The 16,352-nt window shown below is 37.0% G+C and carries 11 protein-coding genes; 2 read left to right on the top strand and 9 right to left on the bottom strand.

The features are described 5' to 3' along the window. Positions 1 to 703 (top strand): DUF21 domain-containing protein (locus tag K0B81_07635; protein MBW6516468.1); only part of this gene is annotated, 703 nt, incomplete at its 5' end. 64 nt (positions 704 to 767) lie between these two features. Here K0B81_07635 and K0B81_07630 read toward each other — a convergent pair. Next, a complete protein-coding gene (locus K0B81_07630) occupies positions 768 to 2,537 on the bottom strand; it encodes an anion permease (protein MBW6516467.1) in 1,770 nt (589 codons plus the stop codon). 226 nt (positions 2,538 to 2,763) lie between these two features. On the opposite strand from K0B81_07630, the gene K0B81_07625 reads away from it, so the two are divergent. Beyond that, entirely contained in the window at positions 2,764 to 3,507 is a 744-nt protein-coding gene (locus K0B81_07625; protein MBW6516466.1) for an endonuclease domain-containing protein, read from the top strand. Positions 3,508 to 3,526: 19 nt separating this feature from the next. Here the strand turns inward: K0B81_07625 and K0B81_07620 are convergent, their stop codons facing one another. The 8 genes from K0B81_07620 to K0B81_07585 form a co-directional block, all read right to left on the bottom strand. Beyond that, the gene (locus K0B81_07620; protein MBW6516465.1) at positions 3,527 to 5,209 is read right to left on the bottom strand and encodes an iron ABC transporter permease; all 1,683 of its coding nucleotides are present in this window, start codon (positions 5,207 to 5,209) and stop codon (positions 3,527 to 3,529) included. 47 nt (positions 5,210 to 5,256) lie between these two features. Then, complete coding sequence (gene pyrF, locus K0B81_07615; GenBank protein ID MBW6516464.1) at positions 5,257 to 6,051, bottom strand: orotidine-5'-phosphate decarboxylase; 795 nt, start codon at positions 6,049 to 6,051, stop codon at positions 5,257 to 5,259. 9 nt (positions 6,052 to 6,060) lie between these two features. Then, entirely contained in the window at positions 6,061 to 6,597 is a 537-nt protein-coding gene (gene pyrR, locus K0B81_07610; protein MBW6516463.1) for a bifunctional pyr operon transcriptional regulator/uracil phosphoribosyltransferase PyrR, read from the bottom strand. A 23-nt stretch (positions 6,598 to 6,620) separates the two neighbouring features. Beyond that, complete coding sequence (locus K0B81_07605) at positions 6,621 to 7,562, bottom strand: dihydroorotate dehydrogenase (protein ID MBW6516462.1); 942 nt, start codon at positions 7,560 to 7,562, stop codon at positions 6,621 to 6,623. Beyond that, entirely contained in the window at positions 7,555 to 8,367 is an 813-nt protein-coding gene (locus K0B81_07600; protein MBW6516461.1) for a dihydroorotate dehydrogenase electron transfer subunit, read from the bottom strand. Before K0B81_07600 ends, K0B81_07605 begins: the two co-directional genes overlap by 8 nt. A gap of 13 nt (positions 8,368 to 8,380) precedes the next feature. Then, a complete protein-coding gene (locus tag K0B81_07595) occupies positions 8,381 to 9,652 on the bottom strand; it encodes a dihydroorotase (protein ID MBW6516460.1) in 1,272 nt (423 codons plus the stop codon). A gap of 8 nt (positions 9,653 to 9,660) precedes the next feature. Then, the gene (locus tag K0B81_07590) at positions 9,661 to 10,593 is read right to left on the bottom strand and encodes an aspartate carbamoyltransferase catalytic subunit (GenBank protein MBW6516459.1); all 933 of its coding nucleotides are present in this window, start codon (positions 10,591 to 10,593) and stop codon (positions 9,661 to 9,663) included. A 405-nt stretch (positions 10,594 to 10,998) separates the two neighbouring features. Beyond that, positions 10,999 to 15,891: an endonuclease gene (locus K0B81_07585; GenBank protein MBW6516458.1), complete on the bottom strand. Its 4,893-nt coding sequence runs from the start codon at positions 15,889 to 15,891 to the stop codon at positions 10,999 to 11,001. Between the last annotated feature and the right edge of the window lie 461 nt (positions 15,892 to 16,352).

Below are 16,352 nucleotides of genomic sequence, written 5' to 3'. Positions count from 1 at the left end.
GTACTTCACACGTAATGCTCTTAAATTATCAGCTTTGTTATTACCGATTTTACGTGTATATCAGATCATTCTCTATCCGGTAAATCGTCCATCAGCTTGGATACTTGATAAGCTTTTAGGTGGGGAAGAGATCAGGTACTTCAAGGAACGCGATCTCAGGCGACTGATCAGGTTGCATATGGAGGCAGCTTCGACTGAAATTGATGTAGTTGAAGGACAAGGTGCTTTAAACTTTTTGGAAATAGATGATGTTCCTTTTAGGGAAGAGGGTGAATTAGTCGATCCGAAGAGTATTATACAAATCGATTTCAAGGATGATCGTCCAATTTTCCCTGATATAAAACCTTCTGCACAAGATGAATTCTTAAATAGCATTAATCAGTCAGGAAAAAAATGGATTGTAATTGTCAATTCGGATAAAGAGCCAAGATTATTGCTTAAGGCAGGCGACTTTACTCGAGAAGCACTTTTTCAATCTGAAAAATTCAGCCCTTATCGTCATTGCCATCGTCCAATTTTGGTGAAAGATGAAGAAGTCAAACTTGGTCAGCTAATCAGAAAATTTACTATGAAACAGGATAAGTCAGGTGATGATATAATCGAAAATGATGTCATTCTGCTCTGGGGTGAAGAGTCGAGAATTGTAACTGGTGAGGATCTTTTAGGACGTCTGTTAAGAAATATCGCTGCTACATCAGATTAAACTTTCTTTTTTTCTACTTATCAAAAATAACTTGATAGATTACGTTAATAAATTATTACATATCTCACAAAGGCCATATATTAAGAATTAGAGGGATGCTAATTATAACGATCAATATCTCTAAGGGGAGACCTAATTTCCAGTAATCGCTAAACTTATAACCTCCGGGTCCCATAACTAAAGTATTAGATTGATGCCCTATCGGTGTGAGAAAAGCCGAGGAAGCACCAACTGCAATCACCATCAAGAAAGGATCAAGAGAAACATTAAAACCCTGTGCGATGTTAATGGCAATAGGTGCCATTAATACTGCTGTTGCCGCATTGTTAATAATATCAGATAATAACATAGTAACGATCATAAGCAATGTCAAAACAAACCAAATAGGTAGTCCTGAACTGATGAGTAGTATTTGATCAGCTATCAGATCAGCTCCACCAGAGAGTTGTAAAGCAATGCCAACAGGAATCATTGCTCCTAATAATATTATGATAGACCAGTCAATATCATCATAGACCTCCCTGAAAGAGACTACTTTAGTTAGTACAATGAGAAGAGCTGCTAAAGTAAAAGCGATCTGAACGGGAAGTATTCCGGTAACGACAGCTAAAATTCCCAAACCGAAGATTCCTAAAGTAAGAGGGATTTTTTTCTGATATCCAATTCTCAGTCCCCTTTCAGCAAGGGGTAAGCAGCCGATGTTATTTATAGTGTCACTTAAATTGTGATTCCTTCCTTGTAGAAGTAGCACATCACCAGGGCGAAATTTTATATGATCCAATCGATTTCGGAGTCTTTTATTATTTCTCGCTACAGCAAGAAGATTGATCCCATATTTAGATCGCATATTCAAACTCGCTGCTGTTTTGCCGGCTAATTTAGAATCATTCATGACAATAGCTTCTCTGATAGCTATATCTTTCGAGCCAAGAGCATCTTTACGGAATTGTTTCCCGCCCATTAACTTGACTCCACTTATATCAACAAAAGTTCTAATACTATCAGAATCTGCTTCCAAAATTATGATATCGTTAAGTTTTAATACTTCCGAATTATCAGGGGCATGAATTCTTTGCTTACGACGAATTAAACCTAAGATAGTGATTTCGATATCTTTCATATCGTGAATATCAGCTATAGTTTTGCCTCGAATCTTAGACTCTTTGGTTACTCTCACTTCGGTTATATAGTCATCAATATGAAACGAATCCTCTTGTGAATCTTGTCCCTTTCTTTTAGGTAAGAGACGCCAACCAAGCAGTGATATGATTACTATACCGGAAACAACAAGAGGTAATCCGACAGGGGTAAAATCAAATAATCTAAAGGGTGTGCCTGTTACATCCTGCCTAAAAGTTGCAATAATGATATTGGGAGGGGTACCTATCATTGTCATCATACCACCTAAAAGTGAAGCAAAAGCAATAGGCATCAGTAAATAAGAGGGTGGATTACCACTTTTACGAGCCAAATGAATAGCTACCGGCATCATGATCGCTAAAGCTCCAACATTGTTCATGAAAGCAGAAGCTACTGCCACAACAATAGATAGAGCAAAGACCTGCAAAATGATACTTTTCCCCAGCTTCATAGTCCATCTACCGATTAGATCGATCAATCCTGAATTTTGCAGACCTTTGCTGATCACCATTACAGCAGCTACCGTGATAACAGCGGGATGACCAAAACCACTGAAAGCTTCTTCTGTGGGTATAATGCGAAAGATAGTTACTATGAATAGAGCTATCAAAGCAACAAAATCGTAGCGGATCTTACCCCAGACAAATAAGACCAAAGCCGCTCCAAGAGTAGCAAATACTATTACTTGATCCATTTTAGATCTAACTCCCTTTCATGATTAGAATAGATACTCAGTATAGCTAACTTTTTGTCAATATGATAAGTGAAGAAGGATAGATTAATCGTAAGGATAGTGAGAATATGAAAATTAGTTGTTGACTATTCTCTTTTAGTAACGAAGAATGTTTTAGAAACTAGCTTTAAGCTAACTTGATAAGTTAAACATAGGGAAACAAAAACAAACTTTTAGGATGTAAAAAATGATATTGGAGCAAACCAGTAAAACACCGGCTGTTGTTGGGATTGTTCCTAGAAAGCAAATTTGGGATATAGTTAAAAATGAACAATGGTATCATATACCTCAGAAATCTGCTCCCAAAAATGTTCATAGATACCAATATATAGCTTTTTACTTACCTTCAATATTTAAAAAGGAATTAAGATATAAAGTCATTTACTATGCTAAAGTACTAGATATTGAATTGGTTAAAAGAGGTGATTTGTTTCCAAATGAACCTCAGCACAAGAGAGTTCAGCAGCATTACTACAAATTTAAACTGGATAAATTACTTGAGCTACCAAAACCAATACCGAGTAAGAGATGGAGGTTTATAGTACATATTCCTACCAGTTTAGAAAGACTGTTTTCAGCTGAAGAGATTAATGATTTGTACGATACCAGTCCGTTAGAGGATGTTATGTATTCTGGCTTAAAAATGAGAAAAATTAGACCAGAAAGACAGATCTATGTTTATATTGATAATAGCATATATTGTCTTGATTTTGGAATTTTTTGCAATAAAGGTGATATTGACGTTGAGTGTGATGGCGAAACCTTTCATAACATGCCTGAATCGCTAACAAAGGACAGAAAGAGAAACAATAAATTAACGAGTCATGGGTGGAGTGTCTTGAGATTCGGAACTCGTGATATAAGGAATGAAATAGACACTTGCCTTGAAACAGTTACCAGAACTATTGATTATTTAGGCGGAACAAAGTAACAATAAATCGCCGATTTTCTTATTGAATTGATTTCTCTTTTCTAGTATTCGACAACTTCTCGATAAGAAAGAAAAATAGAAATGTAACAAGTAGCAGTAAAATACCCATATTGACTGCCGGAATTAATCTACGGGCACCAATGAAGCGATAAATAGCCATTGGGATAGTAACGTAATTTCTTCCCAACATCATCACTGCTCCCAATTCTCCTAAAGAGATAGCAAATGCAAAAGAGAGAGCTAAAAATAGCCCTCTTCTGATTTGTGGAATAACTACTGAAAAAAGTGTCTTAAAAGTGTTAGCACCAAGACTTTTAGCTGCTCTAAACTGACTATCAGGGATATTTCTTACAACCTGAACAATTATTCGAGTTGCAAAAGGTAGGGTGATAATTGTATGAGCAGATATCAACAAGAGTAAACGGTTAACATTCAAATCCCCAAAATGTATGATCCTCAAATAACCGAGAGTAAAGGTAACCGGTGAAACAACAAGGGGAATGATAGTAAAAAATTCTAAAATCCCTGAGAATTTACTGGTTTTAGGATTTCTTTCCAGACATATTATCCCATGAGTCATTATAAGAGAGAGTATCAAAGAGAATAATGCTGTTGAAAAAGCAAGGATGACAGAGTTAATAATAGCAGTAGCAACAGAAGAACCGATAATCTGCTGATACTCAAAGATGCTTCTTAATTTATTGGAGAAATTTGTTACCACTTCTAAATTAGCCGAAATGCCGAAAGCAACAATAGCTATCATTGGACCGATAATAACAACTATCAGCAGCAGCAGGTACAATATACTTAATAATTTGCCTAATAGTTTTTTAAAATCAACTTGCTTAAAACTGAATAAACAAATCTGTCCCTCATCATTTGATATCACATTCAATAGGTTTAGGTGTTTGATATAGTATTGGTTACTTTTTATAGCCAACAAGAGAAATATAAGCGAAAAGAGTAATTGGATAGACCCTAAAGCCATTCCAAGAGGGAAACGAATAAGATGATAGATCAATATGTAGATGTTAACCTCAACAGTAGTGTATCGGACACTTCCGAGAACAAGCACAATTCCAAAACTCATAAAGCAATAGATAAAGACAAGTACTGAAGCATTTATTATAGAAGGTAAGAGAGAGGGGAGCGTGATTCTGAAAAATATTCTAAGTTTATTAGCACCGAGGGTTTGTGCTGCTGCAGTATAATTTTTATTAACTCTTTGCCAAGCATCACTAACGAATTTCAATACGATCGGGAAATTATAAAAGCTATGCGCCAGGATAATAGCTTCTAACCGATAGAGGATTCGAATATTGAAGTTAAAGGTCCCCAGAAAGCGGTTCAAATAGCCGTTCTGTCCATATAACAGGATAAATCCCAATGCCACTATAATGCTGGGGAGAACAAAGGGGATCAGAAAAAGGGGTCTGATGATATTCTTTCCGGGAAAGGAATAATAGGTAAAGATATACGCAGCAGGAATTCCCAGCAGAAGTGTGAAGATTAAGCTTATAAACGCTTGTTTGATAGTGAAGAAGATAACATAACGATGATAATAACTTCCTATCAGTTCAATAAAATTAGCTAAACTCAGTCTTTGATCAATAAAAAAGGATTCCTTGAGTATAGTTATTAGGGGTATATAGAAGAATAAAACTAAAAAAAGTAATGGTATGATAAAGAAATACTTCTTCACTCTACATCCCTAAATAAGGCATCTCTAATGTGGTGATTGGTGTTTACTTAAATATATTCGTTTATTGCTCTTCTTAGATTCTCTGTTTCTATAGAAGCGATCTTAGCAAAATCTTTGCCCCTCTCTTTAAAAATTATTCCCCGGGAAGAATTGATCAATATGCGCGGATCTTCTTTACTAGAGAGTGCATTTTTCATTACATCTGATAGATTACCACCCTGAGCTCCTACTCCGGGGATAAGAAACAGTGTTTTAGGCATGAGCTGACGCATTTCTGATAGCTCATCTGTATTGGTTGCTCCTACAACTGCCCCTATCTGATCAGAACCCCATTGAGCGATTTTAGTAGCTATATTTTTCGATAACTGGTTCCTTTTGAGAAAGTCGGTTGCAGAAGGATTAGAGGTAAGAGCTAAAAGGAAGAGCATTTTATCTTTGTAGTTAGATAGGGGTGTGATCACATCTTCACCCATTAACGGATTAACCGTGATGGCATCCGCCTGCAGCTCCTCAAAAAAAGCTTTTCCGTACTGAACCATCGTATTAGCAATATCGCCGATCTTACAGTCTATTATAACCGGAATATGATCAGGTATAATGGCAATAGATTGTTTCAAAGCTTCTAAACCCTTTTGCCCTTGGGAAATATAGAAGGCATAATTGAGCTTGTATGCTGCAACCTGATCCACGGTAGCAGCAATGATCTGTTTGTTAAACTCCAGAATGGGATTTTGTTCTCTCATCAGATGTTCTGGAATTAGACTAAGATCAGAATCTAAACCGACACAGACATAGGATCGATTAGTTTTTGTAGTATGATAATATTTTTCCCAGAAATTCATTCTTTGTCCTTATTTAGTTATTATGTAAACAGTTTCTTCTTCGTCTGTTTCTGAGAAATTGACTTTGATGATTTCATCTTTGGAGGTAGGTACATTCTTACCTACATAATTTGCTTTGATCGGTAGTTCTCTATGTCCACGGTCTATAAGAACACATAATTGAATATTACTTGGTCTGCCAAAGTCAAGCAGAGCATCAATTGCTGCTCTGACTGTTCTACCGGTAAATAACACATCGTCACAGAGAATGACATTGGCATTTTCTATAGCAAAGTCAATCTGTGTACTCTTAATCACAGGTTGATGTGAAATTGTCGTTAAATCATCTCTGTAGAGGGTAATATCAAGAATTCCTACCGGAACCTCTCTTTTTTCTATCTCTTTTAGATATGTTGATAATCGGTGAGCTATAGGAACTCCTCGTGTCCTAATGCCAATCAAATACAGATTTTCCAAACCTTTATTCTGTTCAATAATCTCGTGTGCCATTCTTTTCAAAGCTCGCTCTATAGCTGCTTTATCCATTATCTTGCTCTTTACGTTCATTTTATCTCCTTTATAAATAATCTCTATTGGTTAAGTAGTTTTCCTGTTTTACCAATGATAGACTGTAGATCCAACTGTTTACTTTCAAGGAATTCAGCTAATCTGTCAATAATTTCCAGAGTACTTAAAGGGTTTATAAAGTTTCCTGTACCTATAGCCACAGCATTTGCTCCGGCATAAAAGAACTCTAAAGCGTCTTGCCAAGTGGCTATTCCTCCCATGGCTAAAATTGGGAGTTGAGTGTTCTGAGAAACTTTGAAGACATTATAGACAGCAACCGGTTTAATAGCCGGACCGCTTAATCCACCAAAGCCCCTTTTAATAAAAGGGTTACCTGTTTGCCAGTCTATTGCCATCCCAATAAGTGTATTGATCAAGGCAAGAGAGTCACAACCTCCCTCTTCTGCTGCCTGAGCTATCTCGACGATATCAGTTACATTGGGTGTTAGTTTAATGATCAACTCTCTATCTGTTTTCAAGTTCTCTTTAAGTTCTTTAGTTAGTCTATAAACAGCTTCTGAATCAACACCAAAACTTAAACCCTCTTTTTCAACATTAGGACAGGAAACATTTACTTCATATCCTGCTATTCCGGAAACCTCTTCCAACCTCTGTAAAACATTGATGAATTCCCTTATTGTAGCACCGGAAAAACTGACTACCAGAGGGGTTGGATTATCGGGATTGTCTTCTAATATTTTGCGGTAATCAGGTAATGACTCTTTGATGAATATTTCTACGCCCGGATTTTGTAATCCAATCGAGTTTAATAATCCTGAAGGTGTCTCATACAGGCGGGGTGGATGGTTACCTGCTTTTGGTTCTAAGGTTATGGTTTTTGTAACTACGACACCTAAACAAGTTAAATCGAACAACTCTGCAAATTCAATTCCAAATGTTCCGGAAGCCACAGTTACAGGGTTTTTCATCTTGATTTTAGCGAGTTGGGTCTTCAACCTATTCATTCCAGATTACCTCGTTTCCTTGAAAAATTGGACCATCCTTACAAACGGTTAAATATTCTTCCTGATTATTCTGACTTCTGGTCTTGACCACACATCCCAAACAAGCCCCCAAACCACACGCCATATACTCTTCTAAAGATACTTCTAAAGAAATATTATAGGGCAAAAGAATTCGAGTTACTTCTCTCATCATCGCCTCAGGTCCACAACAGTAGATCATATCGAAGAAGGTGTTTGCTTTATCTATTGTGGAAATTAGCACGTCATCACTTTCGGATTTAGTTAAAAGTTTTATTAGTTCATCAGTAACTAATCCCTGCGTTCCTGCTTTACCATCCTCTGTGCATATCAGATCTGCAGGTAGAATATCAGATGCTGATTTACCACCATGTAGCCATACGATCTCATTATTGAGTGAAGAGAGTTGCTGCTTTAAAAGATATAGTGGAGCATAACCAATCCCACCACTGATCAATAATACTTTCTTATTATCTACTAAAGAGAAACCGTTTCCCAAAGGTCCCAGAATATTTAGTTTATCTCCTTCAGTCAATGCTGAAAGAGATTTTGTTCCCTCACCAACTACTTTGATAAGAAACTGCAATTTGGAATCTACTATGTCATAGATGCTGACAGGAATATGTAAGATCGATGCAAAGTTCTTCTTCGGTTTAAGCAGATAGAATTGACCCGGTTGTGGAAAGATATCAACTGCTTCAGTCTCCAGAATGAAGTAACAATCATTAAGAAACTCTTTTTTCTTTATAGAGACTTCTCTATATTCTTTCAATACTCTTTTACTCATACTTTTTGCCTGATCATGCACCACTGTCCCAAGTGATTCTACCTTCGCAGATAGTTTTTTCTATCTTTCCTTTAAGCGTCTTATTGATATAGGGTGTATTATTAGATTTGGAGAGTATGGATTCAGGAGAGAAGAGAATTTCGGCATCAAGATCTGCAATAGCTATATCAGCATATTTACCTTTTGAGATCTCACCACAATTTAGTTTGAGAAATTGAGCTGGTGTAGTTGAGATCTTGTTGATCAGGAACGGTAATTCGAGTTTTTTGTTAAGAACTAATCCTGTAAATAATGATGCAAAGGCAGTTTCCAAACCATTTATACCGAAGGGTGCAATACTGAACTCCTTCTCCTTTTCAAAATCAGAATGAGGGGCATGATCAGTAGCTATAAAATCTATAGTACCATCCAATAAACCCTCAACACAAGCCATTCTATCTTTTTCAGTTCTTAAAGGTGGCTTTACTTTAGTATTTGTATCATAAGATGCACAAGCTTCTTCAGTTAATAGGAGATGATGAGGAGTAACCTCTGCAGTAATCTTCAATCCTCTTTGCTTTGCTTCTCTAACCATCTGGATAGAGCGGGCAGTCGAGATATGAGCTATATGAAGATGACATTTAAGATTCTCTGCCAGCATTATATCACGAGAGATTATCAACTCTTCTGCTAAGGCAGGAATACCACCCAATCCGAGCTTAGTTGACATCTTACCGGCATTGATCTGCCCTTTTCCCGACAGAGAATAATCTTCAGCATGGATAATTATGGGGATATTGAAGCTGGATACATATTTCATGGCATTGAGCATTATCTTGGTATTCTGAACACACTTACCATCATCACTTACTGCCACGATCCCACCTTCTAACATGTTACCTATCTCAGCGATCTCTATCCCCTCTGATTTTTTAGTGAGAGCACCGATAACCAATACTTTGCAATACCCAAGATCATTGGCTTTTCTTTTTATATATTCTACAGTAGCTATGTTATCTACGATAGGTTCTGTATTGGGCATGGCACATATTGTAGTATAACCACCCTTGGCGGCTGCTCTTGTTCCGGTGACTATATCCTCTTTATAGGTTTGACCGGGGTCTCGTAAATGCGTGTGCAGATCAACAAAACCGGGAAGGATATGTTTTCCTGAAGCATCAATGATCTGCTTATCTTTTGTGTCGTCAATTTTCTCTGCTATCTTTGTGATGATACCTTTTTTGATCTGGATGTCCATCTTTTTGAATCTATTCTTTCTTAAAACTAATCCGTTCTTGATTATCATATTTCCTCCTACATTTTTCCACCGAGCATAAGGAATAGCAAAGCCATTCTTACTGCTACACCGTTAGTAACCTGCTCCAAAATAACGCTATGACTGCTATCTGCAATTTCTGGGAGAATTTCTATGCCTCGGTTCATTGGACCAGGATGCAGTACTAAGGCATCTTTCTTGGCATACTTCATAGTATCTTTGGAAAGGGTAAATAGTTTAGAATATTCTTCCAGACTGGGGAATAACCCTTCTGCTTGTCGCTCTAACTGCATTCTTAAACCCATAACGACATCAGCATCTTTTAAGGCAGTTTTTAAGTCATATTCGACACGGCAACCGTAAACTTCTTCCATGTGACCGGGCATCAGAGTTTTAGGGCCACATACAGTTATTTCTGCTCCCATCTTCTTCATACCGACCAGATTGGAACGAACAACTCTGCTGTGTGCTATGTCTCCTACATAAGTAACTTTTAATCCCTTTAAAGTACCTAATCTTTCCCAGATAGAGAACATATCAAGCAGTGCCTGTGTAGGATGAGCATGTGAACCATCTCCTGCATTCATGACCGGTTTTTTTGTGTATTTATGAACGAGTTGTGGAGAGCCGGGATAGCTATGCCGTATTACATATAAGTCAATTCCCATGGCATCGATGGTGTAAACTGTATCCTGCAAGCTTTCACCTTTGGAAAGTGAAGAAACATTAGCAGAAAATCTTACTAGATCAGCACTGAGACGATCTGCTGCTAATTCAAAGGACATCAGGGTTCTGGTGCTATTTTCAAAAAAAAGAGTACAAACGGTTTTACCTTTCAGAGTAGGAAGTTTTTTGTAATCGCGTTTGTTGATCTCTTTCATTACTTTAGTAGCTTCTAAAATGGTTTGAATCTCTTCTGGACTATAATCATCGAGATCGAAAAGATTCCTACCGATAAAATTGTTGTGCATATTGCCTCCGAAAATTTTTCTTTTTTGAATGTAAATTGGGAATAGAAGATCTTTCAGAGGTTTAAGTCTTTAGTTGGTGCATTGTTGCCTCCTTTATGTCTCACAGGACATTTTTAAAGGTTTTTTCTTAAAAATTCGAAGACAGTAAAAAACGTCTTACTTTGCTGTCAAGTGTTGAATAGAAAAATTATCCACGAATAGACACGAATGATAAGGAACGTGCACAAATACATTTTACAAGTTAGTTCAGTTTGGTATAGTATTGTTCAGCATCTGGCTTAAAGTATAAAGAGTTTTTCTTAAGATTAAAGGTAGAATATTGATTTTAGAAACAATAATCCCTAAAATAAAAAACCCCCGATAGGTTACCTATCGGGGGTTAATGCTAATTCTGATTATTGATTTTTATTGAACTGCAATGACTCTATAGAATTTCATCTGCTCAGTTATAACACCAGTCCAGGTGCTAGTTTCCAGACCGATATCGAGGACACCATCAGCCGTAACATCTATATATCCAGTATATGGATCAGTGCTGCCTTCAACTCGATAGGTTGTAGCTAATGTATCAGTATCCCAGGAAATAATGACATCATCTCCGCTGATTTGAATAGTAACGTTTTCAGGTGGCAAGAGTAATCCTGAAATGGGTGTACCCATCACTCTGATGTTGTCGAAGCGGTTATTCCCGACATTTGAAGAAGCACCATCGAGTATGATTCTGATAGCAAAATCATCGTTATTATTAACACCTATTATTTCCGAAAAATCGATGATTATTAGCTGAGAGCTGAGCCAATTGTTTTCAAATCCTGTGATATCAACTACTTCTTTTGTCAGCCAGTTTTCACCATCAATCGTGTACTGGATTTCCTGGGTATTAAAACCTGTAGATGTACGACGAGTGGGATAACTCAAGATGATATCTTCATACCCTGGTGTCGGGACAAACATAGTAAAGTGCTCACCATTGTTTATATTATCCGTACCACCTTGAGGAACAAAACTGCCCCCATTAACCTCTCCATCGATACCATTGATAGTAGTACCAGTAAAAGATACTGCATTTAGAAATGTGTATGTTATCTCTGCATCACCGAGATTTGCTGGTATAGGTTGAGTCCAGTTTACTCCACTTTCCGGAACATTATCGTTGAAGTTCCAGTAATAGATCAGATCTGCTTCTATAGGCGGAGCTTCAGTGGCAGCGTAGATTGTATTGGAGTTTGGACTCAATCCACCGTCAATATCGATAGCTCTAACGCGATAGTGATAGGTAGTCAAGCCCTCGAGTCCTATTACTTCCTTGCTGGTGTCATTAACAATTAGGTTCTTATATCCATCAACAAATCCTACGAAATTTGAAGAAGTAGAAACATCGAGCCTATAGGTAACTGCACCTGTAACCTCATTCCAATTAGCAGTAAAGCTGTTACCGGTTATATCAGTTGGTAATGTAGCTACTGGAGCTTGTGGTGAAATTTCACCCCAGATAAGATCAACAAATTCAGGTCTATCAATGAAGGGATTTCTGTTGCCCTGATAAGCGAATACTTTTTCATTACGCAGGATTTCTGTTGCATCTACAGGATCTTCATAATGCCATTGGAGAAGAATTGGTAATTGGTCAACATTTATCCTATAGAAATTATCATTATCTACATAATAACGAACAGCAAAATAGAAAATACCTCTTGCGATATTCCCTTTGAATTCGTCAGCTACATCAAAAACCTCTTCTAATTCTGCATTAAAACCTGTATAAGATATATAGCTATCTGATCCCCAGATAGTGTAGATATTGGTTACATAATCAAATGGACTGTTAGAACGGGCAGAATTGACATCTAGTCTTGCCGGATGCAAAGCATGCAAATCACTTACAGCAAAACTAATGCCTTGAGCATCAAGATCTGCCTCATACCAGCTCACTGGATAAGTATGTTCTGCACTGAATTCCGGTGGTGTTGAGAGACTGCCATAAGGATGTTCTACCCACTCTCCGGTATAGATACAACGTACGAAACCATCGATGTTATCTATATACCCGTGCATATAAAAACGGGCAGCATCATAAGAATAATCGAGATGGCCATCAGAAATAATAGCTTGTAAACCATACCAGAGATCCATTCCTATCAAACCTTCGACTGGTCCGTAATAATCTTCACCGATAAAGTAATCTCTTAATCTGGAACTTCCTCCACCAGCAGTCATTTCAACTTTCAATTTACCACTAATAACATTATATATATCTGACAGGTCTATGTGAGTGCTGTAAGTTTGGTAAGTTCCTGTCAAAGCAAACGATTCAATTATATCATAAGTCAAACCATCATCGGCTGATACCTTAACAGTAAGAGTTTGTTCTAAAGCTCCACCATAAGTAGTTCCATCAAATATGATATCAAGAAAATCGTATTGAGTGAAATCGATTGTAGGTGTTTCTAAATAACCATCTGGGAATATTCTTAAGTAGCCACCAGCACCCAATTCCTGCTGAGCATTTTCTATACTAAAACCTTGAAATACTGCTCTCATATAATCATCATTCGTTCTGAAAGGATTCTCATAAGGAATGGCAAAATCATCTATAACTTCATAGACATTACCACTCAGAGCAACCATGATAGAATCTGCTCCACCACCAATTATAATAATGTCTCCATAATATTCATCAATTGGTAATCCTTCAACAAGATGAACCCAGATTTCTGTAGCTGTACCAGTATAACCGATCAAAGTTACCATTGAGTCGAAATTAGTATTATCGATAGATACTGCAAAATTTGTAGGAGCTTCAATAGTTACATCAGTTCCATCTAAATAGAAACCTTCCAGCACAAATGACTGAGGATCAGATGGACCTGAATTAACGAAGTAGTAGAAATCCGAAAGACTTTGAGGTACTGCAGTAAGGTATGAAGCAGGTTCTCCGATAATAAGCGAGAAATCATCTATTGCCAAACCGGGAGAGAAAGTCCCTGTTTTAAGCCACCTAAGCATTACATATTCACCAGGATTTAAAACTCCTACAATATCTAAGGGTATATTAGCGAAATTTGTGCTATTAATAGATAGATTTCCATCTAAAGCTCCATCGGTACCAGTATGAAGAGCAGCAAAATCAAGAGCAATGTTCTCAATCCAAGTACCACTAGTAAAATCAAGTATTAGTGACTCTGAAATCATATATGCAAATTCCAATGTTTGAATATACGAGGTTTGTCTCCACTGTTCACCTGTATAACTAACCAAGATATCTGAAAGATTAATTGTCTCTTGAGAATCATTCTTAAATTGAACTCCAATATAGAAATCACGCCCACTACCAGAAAGTACACCCATAGCACGATCTGTACTATCATCTGAACCGTAACTATGTCCTGCAGCAGTATTACTTGAACCCGGATCAGCTATATAACCGTACGTATTGGGATCTCTGTCCGAGGGTGAATACCAATACCAACCAAAAATTGTTTCATTATCACTCCATGGATTTCCTGATCCGGAGATAGCTAAAGAATTAAAATCTTGTGAATAGGCATAATCCGAACTAGTAATATATAAAGGATCTGATGGCATTTCAAGAACTTGTCCGTTACATACAACTTCTCGTGTTATAGCATCAGAAGAAGTAAGCGTAATAATCTCATTATCGTATATACCTACACCAAGATCTGCTTTCAATCTTACATAAATATCAGTATCAGGAACAATACCTGATAATTGTCCAAGAGAAATAATATCTGTATAACCTACACCCGAAGTTTCTGAAATCTCATAATTCAACGGTGCGGTTATTGTGATATTTTCAGCAAGATTTTCCCCACTAACAGTAAAGAATTGTTCATCTGAAGGACCTTGACCAGAATAATAAGTAAATCCTGAAAGAGTTGCGGGATTTATATGTATAAGCGGTGTTGCTGAAGGATAGATATTTATGTTATCAACTTGCCATGACACATAGAATCCAAAATTGTAATGATATTTAAACCCAAAATATACAGGATCACCTATAATTCCTGATAGATCTAAATTACCCGAGGAAGTCCAGACTTGATCTGATGCTGGTTGAGTAAAAGTTATTTCTGTCCAATTTGCAAGAGAAGGATCTCCAATACCAGGATAATCGGTTGAGTACATCAGTTTGAAATAGTTATCAACATCATCAGATCCATACCTGCGCCAGGTTTCAAAATTCATTATCATATCATCATTATTCAAAGTAATTCCAGGTAGGATAAGCCAATCCTCTTCCAAATCTCCAGAATTGTAGCCATTCATATATGCGTAACCATTACCACCATATGATCCATGAGTCCAGAATCTAGTATCTCCTGAAACACTGTATGTATAACAATCTCCTAGATCGGTATCAAAAGTCTCTATATATGGGATATCTGTAGTTGTCGGAAGAATATAAGTAGCTGAGTTAACCGGACTATCTACCATACCGGTAGCTGTCGCATATGCCCATATAGTGGTTGTCTCATCAATATATAGTGCACTTGTATATTCAGTCCAAGGGTCTGCCTCATCAAAACGATAATACACCGTAGCGCTTATTGTATCTGAAGTTATTGAAATATTTTGAGGTGTAGAGTATGTTCCTGCTGGTGGATTAAATTCTGGCATGGCAACCATTTCACCTGCAGTATATACAAGTGTCCCGCTGATCGTCAAAGGGCCCTGAAAACCTGCCGTTCCTGCAGTTGATTCGGCATTATACAAATAAAATCGAAAACCAACTGAAGTGTCAATATTGGCATAGTTAGTTCCCAGGGCTAATACATTACCTGTCCAACTACTATTCAGATCAGGATTAGTTAATACTCCTGCATCATTTGTTAAAGAGGCGTTCAATGTTGTATAATCGGATAGGATAGAAGCAAAATTATCATGACTACCTCTCCATTGACTCTGGCGTATTCCTGTACTGCTTCTTCCAATTCCGAAAGTAATAGAATTTACTGTAAATTCATAACCGGTACCAGCAGTTATTGAAAATCCGAAATACTTATCAAAATCCACAGTTCCCGTAAAAACATCACTACCGTCAGTTGCTCCCAAAGGCCAATTATTTGCTCTAAAATTGCCTGTACTAGAAGTTGAAGTAACACCAACTTTTATTAGATTACCCATTTCAATTCCATCGTAAGTTGTGCCATTGTAAATAAAACTCTCAACATTGCCTGTAGTTCCATCAAAGGTGTAAGTAGCTGTAAAGGGTACTTGTCCAAATATCAGCCCTATTGATAATAAGGCAAAAGCTATTAAAATTAAATTCCTTTTCATTTTAAACCTCCAAATTATTGTTTAGTTTGTTATAGATCTATACATTTGTTTTCTAACTGGGATGTTAATTTGGTTTGGGGTTGATTCTGTGATGTTAAAGAGAATAAAGATTTCATTTTCGAGAAAAATAGTTGTTCTTGAAATTTCGTCGATTTTACCATAACCTTGTAACTCCCAATAAAATATACAATTCTCAATATTAAAGATATGTTTTCGTTGTTTTGGTGTCAAGCTTTATTTAGAATTCACATGCCCCGTTTTTTAACAGCAACAATTTACTGTCTTCTTGACTTGAGAAAGAGTTTCGATAGTGAATTATGTGGGATGGAGAGTATTTTCAAGTCCAAAACAAAATATATATTTGCTTAACAATATCAGTGATGGGATGTCTCGACTACGCTTCACTCAGCTCGAACCGAGGAAAACATTTCCTCGTGGCTACTTCTGATCCTTCAAAATGT

The organism is Candidatus Cloacimonadota bacterium, from assembly GCA_019429305.1.
GTDB lineage: Bacteria > Cloacimonadota > Cloacimonadia > Cloacimonadales > JAJBBL01 > JAHYIR01.
Note: the sequence above shows the minus strand (reverse complement) of the source record. Positions and strands in the feature narration are given on the sequence as shown.